Source organism: Streptomyces olivoverticillatus (assembly GCF_014203555.1).
Taxonomy (GTDB): Bacteria; Actinomycetota; Actinomycetes; order Streptomycetales; family Streptomycetaceae; genus Streptomyces; species Streptomyces olivoverticillatus.
Window position 1 is genome coordinate 39,242 of the sequence record NZ_JACHJH010000009.1, and the last position, 14,714, is coordinate 53,955.

The window sequence follows — 14,714 nt, forward strand, 5'->3', positions numbered from 1 at the left end:
CGCGCTCGAATACCCTTGACGTCATGACGTCGCACAAGACCGCCCAGACGATGAAGCCCGCGACCGCGGCGAAGAAGCTGGGTGTGTACCTCCAGGCCACCCCCGCAGAGTTCCAGGAGGGTGTCGTCTCGCGCACCGAGCTGAACGCGCTGCAGACCGAGCCGCCCGAGTGGCTGCAGGAGCTGCGGCGCAACGGCCCGCACCCTCGCCCGGTGGTCGCCGCGAAGCTGGGCGTCTCCATCGCCGGTCTCGCGCGCGGCGGGGTCACCGAGCCCCTCACCACGGAGCAGATCGAGGCGCTGAAGAAGGACCAGCCCGAGTGGCTGCAGAAGGAGCGCGCCACCCAGGCCGAGGTCCGCAAGGAAGCGGTGCGCATCAAGGAGAAGCACGCGGAGCAGGCCGACCAGGCCCGATAGCCCGCGCTCGGTGCCGCGCCCCGGAGGCCGGGGCGCGTGCTCCGCGGACTCCGGTCGGAGCTTCCCCGGCACCCCCTTACCCTTGAGGAATGACCAGCAGCGGTGACCGGAGCCAGGCAGTGGACGTCAAGGGAACATACGAGGTGCGCACCTACGGGTGCCAGATGAACGTCCACGATTCCGAGCGGCTCTCCGGTCTGCTGGAGGACGCGGGCTATGTCCGCGCACCCGAGGGCACCGCCGAGGGCGACGCGGACGTCGTCGTCTTCAACACCTGCGCCGTGCGCGAGAACGCCGACAACAAGCTGTACGGCAACCTCGGCCGGCTGGCCCCGATGAAGACGAAGCGGCCCGGCATGCAGATCGCCGTCGGCGGCTGCCTCGCCCAGAAGGACCGCGACACCATCGTCAAGCGGGCCCCCTGGGTCGACGTCGTGTTCGGCACGCACAACATCGGCAAGCTGCCGGTGCTGCTGGAGCGCGCCCGCATCCAGGAAGAGGCGCAGGTCGAGATCGCCGAGTCGCTGGAGGCGTTCCCCTCGACGCTGCCCACGCGGCGCGAGAGCGCGTACGCGGCCTGGGTGTCGATCTCCGTGGGCTGCAACAACACCTGCACCTTCTGCATCGTCCCCGCGCTGCGCGGCAAGGAGAAGGACCGCCGCCCCGGCGACATCCTGGCCGAGGTCGAGGCGCTCGTCGCCGAGGGCGTCAGCGAGATCACCCTGCTCGGGCAGAACGTCAACGCCTACGGCTCCGACATCGGCGACCGCGAGGCCTTCTCCAAGCTGCTGCGCGCCTGCGGGAAGATCGAGGGCCTGGAGCGGGTCCGCTTCACCTCGCCGCACCCGCGCGACTTCACCGACGACGTGATCGCCGCCATGGCCGAGACGCCCAACGTGATGCCGCAGCTGCACATGCCCCTGCAGTCCGGTTCGGACACGGTGCTCAAGGCGATGCGCCGCTCGTACCGCCAGGAGCGCTTCCTGAGCATCATCGAAAAGGTGCGCGCCGCCATGCCGGACGCCGCCATCTCCACCGACATCATCGTGGGCTTCCCCGGCGAGACCGAGGAGGACTTCGAGCAGACCATGCACGTGGTGCGCGAGGCGCGCTTCGCGAACGCCTTCACCTTCCAGTACTCCAAGCGCCCCGGCACCCCGGCGGCGACCATGGAGGGGCAGATCCCCAAGGAGGTCGTGCAGGCCCGCTACGAGCGCCTGGTCGCCCTCCAGGAGGAGATCTCCTGGAACGAGAACAAGAAGCAGGTCGGCCGGGTCCTGGAGGTCATGGTCGCCGAGGGCGAGGGCCGCAAGGACGGCTCCACCCACCGCCTCTCCGGCCGTGCCCCCGACAACCGCCTGGTCCACTTCACCAAGCCGGACGAGGACGTGCGCCCGGGCGACGTGGTGACTGTCGAGATCACCTACGCCGCCCCGCACCACCTGCTCGCCGAGGGAGCCGCCAAGGCGGTGCGCCGTACCCGTGCGGGTGACGCCTGGGAGAAGCGCAACGCCGCCGCGGCCGCCAAGCCGGCGGGCGTGATGCTGGGCATCCCGACCATCGGGGCGCCCGCGCCGACCCCCGCCCCGGCCTCCGCGGGCTGCGGCTGCGACTGAGCCCCCGACGGCTGACGTTCCGCCACCACCCCCGGCCCGCTTCGGCGGAGTACCGGGGGTGGGGCGTATCGTTCCGGCCATGCTCGTCGCCGCTGCCGTATGCCCCTGCCCGCCGCTTCTCGTGCCCGAGGTGGCCGCCGGTGCCGCACCGGAACTGGACGGCCTGCGGGCCGCCTGCGCGGACGCCGTGGCCGCCCTCGCGGCCGCCCGGCCCGACCGGCTGATCGTCGTCGGCCCCGCCGACCAGCCCGGCCGGGGACCACACCCGCAGGGCGCCGCGGGGTCCTTCCGGGGCTTCGGCGTGGACGTGGACGTACGCCTCGGACAGGGCGGTCCGGCGGGTGAGCGGGAACTGCCGCTGTCCCTGGCCGTCGCGGCCTGGCTGCTGGAGCGTACGGGCTGGACGGCCGCGCCCGTCGAGGGCCTGGGCGTCGGCGAGCCGCTGGAGGCCGAACGGTGCCTGGAGGCCGGCCGGGAGCTGGCCGAGCGGGCCGAGCGCGTGGCGCTCCTGGTGATGGGCGACGGCAGCGCCTGTCGCACCCTGAAGGCGCCGGGCTATCTCGACGAGCGGGCCGAGCCCTTCGACACCGCCGTCGCACGTGCCCTGGAGACGGCCGACACAGCCGCACTGGCAGCGCTGGACGCGGAGCTCGCCCACGAGCTGAAGGCCGCCGGGCGGGCTTCCTGGCAGGTGCTCGCGGGCGCGGCGGAGGGCGCGGGACTGCGGGGGAAGCTGCTGTACGGCGACGCGCCCTACGGGGTGGGGTACCACGTGGCGTCCTGGGCCTGATTCGGCCCGGCCGGGGCGCAGCGGCCCCGACACGGCGACCGCCGCGGAGCGATGGGCTCCGCGGGCCGGTCGCCGACGGGGTCTCAGAGGGCCTCAGGGGGCTTGGGGCTCCGTACCGCCGCCGTCCTTGCGCTCGCCCTCGTGCTGCTGCGCGAGATCGGCGCCCTTGCCCTTCAACGGGCCGAGCCTGGTCTTGAGCGTGTCCATCAGGCCCATGCCGTCCGCCCCCCTCGTCCTTCTTTGCCGCAACCTACTTACGGGCGCCGTCCCCGGCCTCGCTGTCGGCCGCCGCGTCCGCCGACTGCTGCTTGGGGATGTCCACTCCCTCGGCCGGCTCGTCCGCGGTCTCCTCGGCCTTGGCCTCGGCTGTCTCCTCCGGCTTCTCCTCGGCCGTCTCCGCCGCGTCGGGGGATTCCGCCGTCTGAGTGGCAGCAGAGGCATCTTCCGTTGACGTCGACGACGGCCGACGGAAAATCTTTGACAACACGCCCATATCTACTCCATTACCTTACTGGTGTGAGCGAAATCCCGCCTCGCCCTGAGCGTCCCAAGGGGCCGCTCAGGGGCGCCGATCCGCGAACCGGCTCTCGGAACCTCGCAACAGGCAACGAACCCGTCGGCGTCGCGTCACGTCGCTCGTTCGTGGGGTGCTCGGAAGGTTTGGGACACTGATGCGGTGAGAAACGCAGCTCCAGCACCCCGGGTCATCACCGTCGTCGGTCCCACGGCGGCAGGCAAGTCCGATCTCGGCGTCGCCCTCGCCCGGCACCTGGGCGGCGAGGTGGTCAACGCCGACTCCATGCAGCTCTACCGCGGCATGGACATCGGCACAGCCAAGCTGACCATGGAGGAGCGGCAGGGCGTACCGCACCACCTGCTCGACATCTGGGACGTCACCGAGGCCGCGAGCGTCGCCGAGTACCAGCGGCTGGCCCGGGCGGAGATCGACAAGCTGCTCGCCGAAGGGCGCACCCCCGTGCTCGTCGGCGGCTCCGGGCTCTACATCAAGGGCACCATCGACGCGATGGACTTCCCCGGCACCGACCCGGCCGTGCGCGCCCGGCTGGAGGGCGAACTGGAGCAGCAGGGCCCCGGCGCCCTGCACGCGCGCCTCGCCGCCGCGGACCCGGAGGCCGCCCGCGCCATCCTGCCCGGCAACGGCCGGCGCATCGTGCGCGCCCTTGAGGTCATCGAGCTGACCGGACGGCCCTTCACCGCCAACCTGCCGGGCGAAGAGCCGGTGTACGACGCGCTGCAGATCGGCGTCGACGTCGAGCGCCCCGAACTGGACGAGCGCATCACCGTACGGGTCGACCGCATGTGGGAGGCGGGACTGGTCGACGAGGTGCGCGCGTTGGAGCGCGAAGGGCTCCGCGAGGGGCGCACGGCCTCGCGCGCGCTGGGCTACCAGCAAGTGCTCTCCTTCCTCGCGGGGGAGTGCGACGAGGACGCCGCCCGCGCCGAGACCGTACGGGCCACCAAGCGCTTCGCCCGGCGGCAGGACTCGTGGTTCCGGCGGGATTCGCGCGTGCACTGGCTGAGCGGCGCCGCCGACCGGCGGGCGGAACTGGCCGAGCAAGCGCTGGCGTTGGTCGAACGGGCGGTCACAGCCTGATCACGTGATGGCATCGGGACGCTCCGCACGCCGTTCGCGCCTTCTCCGACGTGCCATCATCAAACCTCGATCGAGCCGTGAAGTCCGGGTTGGGAGGGCGCGTGGCGATGGAGGCCGGCCCTCGTGACAGACCGCAGCAGCCGCGCAGGGGACACCTCCCGGCAGTGGCCGGGGGAGAACCGGAAACACTGACTCCGGATGGGCCGGAGGACGACGCCGCGACCGCCCCGGACGTCACCGCCCCCGCGTCCTTCCGCGAACTGCGCCCGCAGCGCAGGTTGCGCGCCTGGCAGCTCGCTCCGATCGTCGTGCTCGCCGCTATCGGCTCGCTGATGTTCGCCTTCCCGCTCGCCTTCGAATTCGGCGACGGCGGCCCCGTCGTCGCCATGCTCGGCCTCCTCCTCAGCTGCTGCGCTGCAGGCTGGGGCGTGATGGCGGCCCGCCGGGTCGGCTACACCTGGCCCGGCCTGCCGCCGCGCGGCTCCGGGCGCCGCCCGGACTGGCGGTACGTGGCCTTGTACACGGCCCTCGTCGCCCTGGTGGTCGTCCTCGCCGTCTGGCGTGTGGCGCGCCTGCGCTGACACTGCGGGCCCGGCAGGAAGCGCTGTCGGTGGTCCCCCGTACCATCGAAACGTGAGCACTGCGCAGATCCCCTTCCTCAAGGGACACGGCACCGAGAACGACTTCGTGATCATCCCGGACCACGAGGGGCGCATCGAGCTGTCCCCGGCCGCGGTCGCCCGGCTCTGCGACCGGCGCGCGGGCATCGGCGCCGACGGCGTGCTGCACGTCGTGCGCTCCGCCGCGCACCCCGAGGCGCACGCGATGGCGGCCGAGGCGGAGTGGTTCATGGACTACCGCAATGCCGACGGCAGCATTGCCGAGATGTGCGGCAATGGCCTGCGCGTCTTCGCGCACTACCTGGAGCGGGCCGGCCTGGCGGAGCCGGGCGACATGACGATCGCCACGCGCGCGGGCATCCGCCGCGCCCACGTCGCCAAGCCGGGCCCCGACGGCGAGCCGGGCGACATCACCACCGGCATGGGCCGCGCGCTCCTCCCCGAGGGCGAGGTCACCGTCACCGTGGACGGCCGCACCCGGCCCGCTCGCAACGTCAACATGGGCAATCCGCACGCCGTCACCTTCGTCGACGACCTCGCCGACGCCGGCGACCTGCGGACCGCACCCGGCGTCAGCCCTGCCTCCGCCTACCCGGACGGCACGAACGTGGAGTTCGTCGTCGACCGGGGCCCGCGCCACGTCGCCCTGCGCGTCCACGAGCGCGGCTCCGGCGAGACCCGCTCCTGCGGCACCGGCGCGTGCGCGGTGATGGTCGCGACGGCCCGCCGGGACGGCGCCGACCCGGCCGTGCTCGGCCACCCCGTCACCTACACCGTGGACGTCCCCGGCGGGCGGCTGGTGATCAGCGAGAGCCCGGACGGCGCCATCGAGATGACCGGCCCGGCCGTCATCATCGCCGAGGGCACCTTCGACGCCTCCCGGATGGGTGTGTCCTGGACGGACGCCGCGGCCTGACGGGCGCCCGCCGGTAGGCCGCGCGCCGCATCACACCTCCGCCCGCCGCCGTCGATTTCCGACGGTCCGGCTCCCTCGAATGGGTGATCCGTTTCACTCTGGGCGAGAGCGGGTGAGCGGTGCGTGATGGGCTCGGTAGCATCAAGCACCGGTCTGGAGGCGCGAGCCGACCGCCGGTCGACGCTGCCGGAGGTGCCCATGAGCGCAGAGGCCACGAATGCAGGTGCTCCCGGCCGCAAGCGCGGCCGCCGCATCGACCTGAGACGCCTCGGGCGGGCGGCCCTCAGCGGCTCCGGCGCCCGCGGCCGCCTCCCCGATGCCATCGACCACGTCGCCAAGGTGCACCGCGCCCACCATCCCGGCGCGGACCTCGACCCGCTGCGCCGGGCCTACGTCCTGGCCGAGTCCTCCCACCGCGGCCAGATGCGCAAGAGCGGCGAGCCGTTCATCACGCACCCGCTCGCCGTCACCCTCATCCTCGCCGAACTGGGCGCCGAGACCACCACGTTGACAGCCTCCCTGCTGCACGACACCGTCGAGGACACCGAGGTGACGCTCGATCAGGTGGGGGAGCAGTTCGGCGAAGAGGTCCGCTATCTCGTCGACGGCGTCACCAAACTGGAGAAGGTCGACTACGGGGCGGCCGCCGAGCCCGAGACCTTCCGCAAGATGCTGGTGGCCACCGGCAACGACGTCCGCGTGATGTCGATCAAGCTCGCCGACCGCCTGCACAACATGCGCACCCTCGGCGTCATGCGCCCCGAGAAACAGGCCCGCATCGCCAAGGTCACCCGCGACGTGCTGATCCCGCTGGCCGAACGGCTGGGCGTCCAAGCCCTCAAGGTCGAGCTGGAAGACCTGGTCTTCGCCATCCTCCACCCCGAGGAGTACACCCGCACGCGCGACCTCGTCCTCGCCCACGCGGGCCGCCCCGACCCTCTGGAGGCGACCGCGGTGCGGGTGCGCGCCGTCCTGCGCGAAGCGGGCGTCTGCGCCGAAGTGCTCGTCCGCCGCAGACACTTCGTCTCCGTCCACCGGGTGCTCCTCAAACGCGGCGAGCTCACCGGCTCCGACCTCGGCAGACTGCTCGTCCTGGTCACGGAGGACGCCGACTGCTACGCGGTCCTCGGCGAACTGCACACCTGCTTCACCCCGTTCATCTCGGAGTTCAAGGACTTCATCGCCGTCCCGAAGTTCAACCTCTACCAGTCGCTGCACACCGCCGTCGCCGGTGACGGCGGCCACGCGGCGGAAGTCCTCATCCGCACCCACCAGATGCACCGCGTCGCCGAAGCCGGCGTGATCGCCCTGGGCAATCCCTACGCGGCACCCGACGCCCCCGACGCCGCGGACGGCGAGCGGGCCGACCCCACCCGCCCCGGCTGGCTCTCCCGCCTCCTGGAATGGCAGCGCGCCACGCCCGACCCTGACACCTTCTGGAGCTCGCTCCGCGACGAGCTGGCGCAGGACCGGGAAGTCACCGTCTTCCGGGCCGACGGCGGCACCATCGGCCTCCCGGCCGGCTCCAGCTGTGTCGACGCCGCCTACGCGCAGTACGGCGACGGCGCCCACCACTGCATCGGCGCCCGCGTCAACGGCCGGCTGGCCTCCCTGGGCACGGTCCTGCGCGACGGCGACGTGCTGCACCTGCTGATGTCGCCCGACACCGTCTCCGGGCCGTCCCCCGACTGGCTCGAGCACGCCCGCACCCCCGCCGCCCGGATCGCCATCGATCGCTGGCTGTCCACCCACCCCGCGCCCGACCCCGCCGCCCCCCAGGCGCCGCCCACGCCCCCGGCGCCGGGCCTGCCGAGGTCCGCCCCGCGCGCCGCCACCCGCGCCACGCAGGGCCCCGTCAGGGTCGTCGAGGGGACCGGGCCGACGGCCGCCGGCATCCGCCTGGCCGGCTGCTGCACGCCCGTACCGCCCGATGAGGTCACCGGTTTCACCGTCCGCGGCGGCACTGTGACCGTGCACCGCGCGCACTGCCCGGCGGTGGACCGCATGGTGACCGCGGGGCGCCACCCGGTGGAGGTGCACTGGCGCAATCAGGACGGTGCGTGCGGCGCCGACTACCGGGTGACACTGCGGGCGGAGTCGTTCAGCAGGCCCCATCTGCTCGCCGACCTGACCGAGGTCATCGCGGCGAAGGGCGCGGCCGTCATCTCGGCGGCCGTCGAGCCCCCGCACGAGCAGCGCGTCCGGCACACCTACACCCTCCAACTGCCCGATGCCGCCCAACTGCCCGACCTGATGCGCGCGATGCGCCGCGTCCCGGGGGTCTACGACGTCGAGCGCGCGGGCCGCCAAGTGGCCGCCGTGCCCCTGTAGCGGCGGCAGGGGGCGTACGGGCGCGGGCGCCCTGCGGCCGTAGTACGGAGGGCGGTTGGGCGCTCGGGCCGGCGGTGGACGGCGTTCCGAGCGGGCGTGACACTCCACTCGTATGTGTCGGCATGGCACTTCGTATGACCATCGCAGACGCTCGTACGGGTGGGGCGGCGTCGTGCCGCCACCCTCCGGCGGCCGCGCGCTGATAGCGGTGGACGCATGCCGTACTCACCCGGGAAGCGTTCCCCTCAGCGTCGGTGGTCCGCCCGCCGCCGTGCCGCCGTCGCCACCGCCGTCGCAGCACTGCTTCTCGGGGCCGCCGCGCCACCCCCCACCCCCCTCGGCATCGGCGACCGGCTCTTCCCCGCCCTCGGCAACCCCGGCTTCGACGTCACCGACTACGACATCGCCTTCGACTACCGCGCCAACGACCAGCCGCTCGACGCCGTCACCACCGTCGTCGCCCGCGCCACCGCCGATCTGGACCGCTTCAACCTCGACTTCACCCGCGGCAGCATCACCTCGGTCGTCGTCAACGGCCTGCCCGCCCAATTCACCCCCGTCGGGGAAGACGTGGCGATCACCCCGGCGCACCGCGTGCCGTCGGGCGGAACGTTCACCGTCACCGTCCGGCACACGAGCGACCCGCGCGGCGACGGCGACGGGGGCTGGGTGCGGACCACCGACGGACTGGTCATGGCCAACCAGGCGGACGCCGCCCATCACATCTTCCCCAGCAGCGATCACCCCTCCGACAAGGCCACGTTCACCTTCCGCGTCACCGCCCCCAAGGACCTCACGGTGGTCGCCAATGGCATGCGGCTCGGCCGCAACACCAAGGGCGAGAACACCACCTGGACGTACCGGACCCTCCACCCCATGGCCACCGAACTCGCCCAGGTCTCCATCGGCCGCTCCGCCGTGCCGGAGCGCTCGGGCCCGCACGGGCTGCGTGTGCGGGACGTGGTGCCCGCCGACGAACGGTCCGCGCTGGAGAAGTGGACGGAGAAGACCCCCGACCAGATCGCCTGGATGGAAGGGAAGGTCGGGCCGTACCCCTTCGAGACCTACGGCGTGCTGATCGCCGACGCCTCGACCGGGTTCGAGCTGGAGACCCAGACCCTCTCGCTCTTCGAACGAGGCCTCTTCAGCACCACCGCGCTGCCCGCCTGGTACGTCGAGGCGGTCATGGTCCACGAACTGGCCCACCAGTGGTTCGGCGACAGCGTCAGCCCGCGCACCTGGTCGGACCTGTGGCTCAACGAGGCCCACGCCACCTGGTACGAGGCGCTGTACGCCCAGGAGAAGGCCGGGAAGAAGATGGACGACCGGATGCGCGCCGCCTACGGCCTGTCCGACCAGTGGCGGGCAGACGGCGGGCCGCCCGCGGCCCCCAAGGGGCCCGTCCCCGGCAAGAAGGTCAGCATCTTCCGGCCGGTCGTCTACGACGGCAGCGCACTCGTCCTCTACGCGCTCCGGCAGAGGATCGGGGCGTCCGCCTTCGAGCGGCTGGAGCGGGAGTGGGTGGCGGCTCACCGCGACGCCACCGCGACCACCGCCGATTTCGTCGCCCTCGCCTCCCGCGTCTCCGGCCGGGATCAGTCCGCCTTCCTCCACGCCTGGCTGTACGGGCAGCGGACGCCGCCCATGCCCGGCCACCCCGACTGGAAGGCCGCGGCGAAACCCGCGTGACGCTCCGGCGGCGGCATGGGACCATCAACGGGTCGGCGGCGCCGTCGTGCCCGGGAATCTCCCGGGCCCCTCGGACGTTGCCGTCACTGGAAGCCCTGCCATGGGGGCAGGCCCCTTCCGAGTACCTCTCAACGATGCAAAGGATCAAATGACCTCCTCTTCTTCCTTTCCCCAGGACCGGCAGAGTCTCCCGGAGAGCCTTCGGGCCGACGCCCTGATGGAAGAGGACGTCGCCTGGAGCCACGAGATCGACGGGGAGCGCGACGGCGAGCAGTACGACCGCTCCGAGCGGGCGGCGCTGCGGCGTGTAGCGGGTCTGTCCACCGAGCTGGAGGACGTCACCGAGGTCGAGTACCGGCAGCTGCGCCTGGAGCGCGTGGTGCTGGTCGGCGTCTGGACGTCCGGCACGGTGCGGGACGCGGAGAACTCGCTGGCCGAGCTCGCGGCCCTCGCCGAGACCGCGGGCGCCCTCGTGCTCGACGGAGTGATCCAGCGCCGCGACAAGCCCGACCCGGCCACCTACATCGGCTCCGGCAAGGCCCAGGAGCTGCGGGACGTCGTCCTGGAGTCCGGCGCCGACACCGTCGTCTGCGACGGTGAGCTCAGCCCCGGCCAGCTGATCCAGCTGGAGGACGTCGTCAAGGTGAAGGTGGTCGACCGCACCGCCCTGATCCTCGACATCTTCGCTCAGCACGCGAAGTCCCGGGAGGGCAAGGCCCAGGTCTCCCTGGCGCAGATGCAGTACATGATGCCGAGGCTGCGCGGCTGGGGTCAGTCGCTGTCCCGGCAGATGGGTGGCGGTGGCTCCGGTTCGTCCGGCGGCGGCATGGCCACGCGTGGTCCCGGTGAGACCAAGATCGAGACGGACCGGCGGCGGATCCGCGAGAAGATGGCGAAGATGCGCCGGGAAATCGCGGAGATGAAGACCGGCCGCGACATCAAGCGCCAGGAGCGCCGGCGCAACAAGGTCCCCTCGGTCGCCATCGCCGGTTACACCAACGCCGGGAAGTCCTCGCTGCTCAACCGCCTCACCGGCGCCGGCGTGCTGGTGGAGAACGCCCTGTTCGCCACCCTGGACCCGACCGTGCGCCGGGCCGAGACGCCCAGCGGGCGGCTCTACACCCTCGCGGACACCGTCGGATTCGTCCGGCACCTGCCGCACCACCTGGTCGAGGCCTTCCGTTCGACCATGGAGGAGGTCGGTGACTCCGACCTGATCCTGCACGTGGTGGACGGCTCGCACCCGGCGCCGGAGGAGCAGCTGGCCGCCGTGCGCGAGGTGATCCGCGACGTCGGCGCGCTCGACGTGCCGGAGATCGTGGTGATCAACAAGGCGGATGCCGCCGATCCGCTCGTCCTGCAGCGGCTGCTGCGCATAGAGAAGCACTCGATCGCGGTGTCGGCACGGACCGGCATGGGCATCGAGCAGCTGCTCGCCCTGATCGATGCGGAGCTGCCCCGCCCCGCCGTCGAGATCGAGGCGCTCGTGCCGTACACGCACGGCTCCCTGGTCGCCCGGGTCCACGCCGACGGCGAGGTGATCTCCGAGGAGCACACCCCGGAGGGCACGCTGCTCAAGGCGCGGGTGCACGAGGAGCTCGCCGCGGAGCTCCAGCGCTACGTGCCGGCGGCGCGCGGCTGAGTCCGCAGCCCCTGCCGAACGGCATGAAGAAGCCCTCTCCCGGATGCCGGGAGAGGGCTTCTTCGGTTGGCTGCGGTCAGCCGGTCACCCCTGGTTGGCGAACTTCTGGCTCAGCGCGTCGTAGACGCCCTTCGCCTCCGGGCCCAGGCGCGGACCCGCCAGCCAAGTGGAGTTGGCCGGGCCGATCGAGGTGTTGGAGACCAGCACCACCTGGCCGTCGGGCGACTTGGCGAACCAGCCGCCGCCGGACGAACCACCGGTCATGGTGCAGCCGATCCGGTACATCGTCGGCTGCGCCGGGTCGATCGTCAGCCGGCCCGGCTTGTCGATGCAGTCGTACATCTTCTGGCCGTCGAAGGGCGGCGCGGCCGGGTAGCCCCAGGCACCCATGCTCTGGATGGACTTCACCTGCGGGGTGCTGAAGTCGACGGTCAGGGCGTTGCCGACCGTCTCCTCCAGGGACTTGCCGGTGCCGTTCTCCGACTTCACGTGCAGCACGGAGAAGTCGTACGGGGCGCCGGCGCCACCGGTCTCGGCACCCTGGTTGATCCACTGCGAGGAGGTCTGGGCCCAGTCCGCCCACCACACGCCGTAGGGTGCGACGTCCTGCACCGGCGCGCTGTTGACCTGCGAGGCGGGCAGGCCCTGGTCGTTGTACGAGGGCACGAAGGCGATGTTGCGGTACCAGCCGCCGCTCTTGCCGGCGTGCACGCAGTGGCCCGCGGTCCACACCATGTTGGACTTGCCCGGGTGTGCCGGGTCCTTGACGACCGTCGCCGAGCAGACCATGTGGCCCTCGGGGCTGTCGAAGAAGACCTTGCCGACCGGGGCGGCGTTGTTGTGGTAGGGCAGGCTGACGGCCTTGGCCTCGACCGGAGTCGGCTCCGGGTCGGTGACGCCCTGGTCGCTCGACGAACCGGCGCCCGGCGCCGTGCCCGGCGCGCTCTTGCCGGCCAGCGTCTTGTCGCTGGAGTGGGCGTCCTTCATCGTGTCGGGCTTCCAGTGGCCCTTGATGATGGGGTTGATGAAGTCGTGGGCCTCACGGAGCCACTGGTCCTTGTCCCAGTTCTTCCAGGCTCCGCTCTTCCACTTCTGCTTCCACTTCTCGAGATCCTTGGCGGGGATGCCCTTGGGGAGCGAGGGGAAGTCGTCGCCGCCCTTCGAAGTGGCGGCGGCGCTGGCCTGCTTGTCGCTTCCCGCGGCGTTGTCGTCGGACGGGCCGCACGCAGTGGCGGTCAGCGCCAACGCGGCGGTGAGAGCGGCCGCGGCCAGGGCCGACCGGCGTGTGGATGGCATGGAGTGGGCTCCCCCTGAGTGATCCGTACGTGTTGTCATCGATGCTCGTCAAATGCCCGTTGTGTACGCGCACCTGATGTGAACTTGTCATGCACCGGCCCTGGTGAGGGCAGGGCCCCACTATGCCGGTGCCGAGTCAGACGGGGACGGGCGGGTCCTCGGTTCCGGTTCGAAGGATCTTGTGTCGGAGCCGTGATCCGTGGCCCGCGGCGTCGTTGGTACGTACGGGGGACACCCGACCAACGTTCAGCACCAGCAGGAGGAACCCGAGCCGTGACCCTGACCCGGCCACCGCAGACGCAGCCGTCGCCGACGGCCCAGGAGGGCATCCTGCGGCGGCAGTCGTCACGCGAGTCGGCGGCCCGCACGTACGCGAGGTCGCTGCCGATCGTGCCGGTGCGGGCCCGCGGGCTGACGATCGAGGGCGCCGACGGCCGCCGCTACCTCGACTGCCTCTCCGGCGCCGGTTCGCTGGCGCTCGGTCACAACCACCCCGTCGTGCTGGAAGCCATCCGCTCCGTGCTCGACTCCGGCGCCCCCCTGCACGTGCTCGACCTGGCCACGCCCGTGAAGGACACCTTCACCAGTGAGCTGTTCGGCACCCTCCCGCCGGGGCTGGCCGATTCGGCCCGGATCCAGTTCTGCGGACCGGCCGGCACGGACGCGGTGGAAGCCGCCCTCAAGCTCGTCCGCACGGCGACGGGCCGCGAGGGGCTGCTCGCCTTCTCCGGCGCCTACCACGGGATGACGGCCGGAGCGCTGGCCGTGTCCGGCCAGGGGCCCAGCGTCCGGGTCGGCAGGCTGCCGTTCCCGCAGGATCACCGCTGCCCCTTCGGCGTCGGCGGCCCGACCGGAGCACACCTGGCGGCGCGGCTCGCCGAGAGCATGCTGGACGACCCCCGCAGCGGGGTGCGGGAGCCCGCGGGCGTCATCGTCGAGCCCGTCCAGGGAGAAGGCGGCGTGCTGCCCGCGCCCGACGCCTGGCTGCGCCGGATGCGCGAGATCACCCGGGCCCGCTCCATCCCGCTGATCGCCGACGAGGTGCAGACCGGCGTCGGCCGGACCGGCGCCTTCTGGGCCGTCGAGCACAGCGGTGTCGTCCCGGACGTGATGGTGCTCTCGAAGGCCATCGGCGGCAGCCTGCCGCTGGCCGTCATCGTCTACCGCGAAGAGCTCGACGCCTGGCAGCCCGGCGCCCACGCAGGCACCTTCCGCGGCAATCAACTCGCCATGGCGGCCGGCACCGCGACCCTGCGCTACGTCAGGGAGAACGGACTGGCGGGCCGTGCGGCCGTGTTGGGCGAGCGGATGCTCGACCGGCTGCGGCGGCTGGCGCGCGAGCACGACTGCGTGGGGGAGGTGCGCGGCCGCGGACTGATGATCGGTGTGGAGCTGGTCGACCCCGAGGCGGCACCCGCCGGCCGGGACGGCGACCCGGGGCCGGCGGATACGTGGGGCGACGGCGCAGGTGGTGGCGCGAGCGGTGGCGCGGGCGCCCCCTTGACCCCGAGCGCGCCGGCTCCCCTGCCCGCCGCGCCCGCGCTCGCCGCCGCCGTGCAGCAGGAGTGCCTGCGCCGCGGCCTGATCGTCGAACTGGGCGGCCGGCACTCCTGCGTGGTCCGGCTGCTGCCGCCCCTGACCATCACCGACGAGCAGGCCGAAGCGGTCCTCGACCGGCTGTCCGACGCCATCGCCGCCGTCTCCCGCACCGCCCCCCGACTCCCCACCCCCCGAACGCCGAAGGAGGCAGGCGCCGCATCCCCGGCCGCACGGCCGTGACATG

At 72.4% G+C, this 14,714-nt stretch carries 13 protein-coding genes; 10 read left to right on the plus strand and 3 right to left on the minus strand.

Annotated elements, in window-relative coordinates; genetic code table 11:
- Positions 1 to 23 precede the first annotated feature (23 nt).
- The 3 genes from FHS39_RS23855 (at position 24) to FHS39_RS23865 (ending at position 2,822) form a co-directional block, all read left to right on the plus strand.
- Positions 24 to 416 (plus strand): DUF5997 family protein, encoded by a 393-nt coding sequence (locus FHS39_RS23855; RefSeq protein WP_184351546.1) that lies wholly within the window; start codon positions 24 to 26, stop codon positions 414 to 416.
- Positions 417 to 535: 119 nt separating this feature from the next.
- Complete coding sequence (gene miaB, locus FHS39_RS23860) at positions 536 to 2,032, plus strand: tRNA (N6-isopentenyl adenosine(37)-C2)-methylthiotransferase MiaB (protein WP_184351637.1); 1,497 nt, start codon at positions 536 to 538, stop codon at positions 2,030 to 2,032.
- 79 nt (positions 2,033 to 2,111) lie between these two features.
- Positions 2,112 to 2,822 (plus strand): class III extradiol dioxygenase subunit B-like domain-containing protein, encoded by a 711-nt coding sequence (locus tag FHS39_RS23865; protein WP_184351549.1) that lies wholly within the window; start codon positions 2,112 to 2,114, stop codon positions 2,820 to 2,822.
- Positions 2,823 to 2,915: 93 nt separating this feature from the next.
- Here FHS39_RS23865 and FHS39_RS25765 read toward each other — a convergent pair whose 3' ends face one another.
- Both FHS39_RS25765 and FHS39_RS23870 read right to left on the minus strand, forming a co-directional pair.
- Positions 2,916 to 3,038 carry a hypothetical protein gene (locus FHS39_RS25765; protein ID WP_281396904.1) on the minus strand — a complete coding sequence of 41 codons (123 nt, stop codon included), beginning with the start codon at positions 3,036 to 3,038 and terminating at the stop codon, positions 2,916 to 2,918.
- A gap of 34 nt (positions 3,039 to 3,072) precedes the next feature.
- Positions 3,073 to 3,315 (minus strand): hypothetical protein, encoded by a 243-nt coding sequence (locus tag FHS39_RS23870; protein ID WP_184351551.1) that lies wholly within the window; start codon positions 3,313 to 3,315, stop codon positions 3,073 to 3,075.
- A gap of 183 nt (positions 3,316 to 3,498) precedes the next feature.
- Here FHS39_RS23870 and miaA point away from each other — a divergent pair, with 183 nt between their 5' ends.
- From miaA to hflX, 6 genes are all read left to right on the plus strand, one after another.
- Positions 3,499 to 4,437 (plus strand): tRNA (adenosine(37)-N6)-dimethylallyltransferase MiaA, encoded by a 939-nt coding sequence (gene miaA, locus FHS39_RS23875; protein ID WP_184351553.1) that lies wholly within the window; start codon positions 3,499 to 3,501, stop codon positions 4,435 to 4,437.
- A 107-nt stretch (positions 4,438 to 4,544) separates the two neighbouring features.
- On the plus strand, positions 4,545 to 5,018 hold the full coding sequence (locus FHS39_RS23880) for a hypothetical protein (RefSeq protein ID WP_184351638.1): 474 nt from the start codon (positions 4,545 to 4,547) through the stop codon (positions 5,016 to 5,018).
- A gap of 52 nt (positions 5,019 to 5,070) precedes the next feature.
- Positions 5,071 to 5,973 (plus strand): diaminopimelate epimerase, encoded by a 903-nt coding sequence (gene dapF / locus FHS39_RS23885; RefSeq protein ID WP_184351554.1) that lies wholly within the window; start codon positions 5,071 to 5,073, stop codon positions 5,971 to 5,973.
- 198 nt (positions 5,974 to 6,171) lie between these two features.
- Positions 6,172 to 8,304: a RelA/SpoT family protein gene (locus FHS39_RS23890; protein WP_184351556.1), complete on the plus strand. Its 2,133-nt coding sequence runs from the start codon at positions 6,172 to 6,174 to the stop codon at positions 8,302 to 8,304.
- 216 nt (positions 8,305 to 8,520) lie between these two features.
- Positions 8,521 to 9,993, plus strand: coding sequence for a M1 family metallopeptidase (locus FHS39_RS23895; RefSeq protein WP_184351558.1), 1,473 nt, complete (start codon positions 8,521 to 8,523; stop codon positions 9,991 to 9,993).
- A gap of 148 nt (positions 9,994 to 10,141) precedes the next feature.
- Entirely contained in the window at positions 10,142 to 11,635 is a 1,494-nt protein-coding gene (hflX, locus tag FHS39_RS23900) for a GTPase HflX (RefSeq protein WP_184351560.1), read from the plus strand.
- An 84-nt stretch (positions 11,636 to 11,719) separates the two neighbouring features.
- Here hflX and FHS39_RS23905 read toward each other — a convergent pair whose 3' ends face one another.
- Positions 11,720 to 12,931: a trypsin-like serine peptidase gene (locus FHS39_RS23905; protein WP_184351562.1), complete on the minus strand. Its 1,212-nt coding sequence runs from the start codon at positions 12,929 to 12,931 to the stop codon at positions 11,720 to 11,722.
- A gap of 273 nt (positions 12,932 to 13,204) precedes the next feature.
- On the opposite strand from FHS39_RS23905, the gene FHS39_RS23910 reads away from it, so the two are divergent.
- Positions 13,205 to 14,710 carry a diaminobutyrate--2-oxoglutarate transaminase family protein gene (locus FHS39_RS23910; RefSeq protein ID WP_343069717.1) on the plus strand — a complete coding sequence of 502 codons (1,506 nt, stop codon included), beginning with the start codon at positions 13,205 to 13,207 and terminating at the stop codon, positions 14,708 to 14,710.
- Positions 14,711 to 14,714 lie beyond the last annotated feature (4 nt).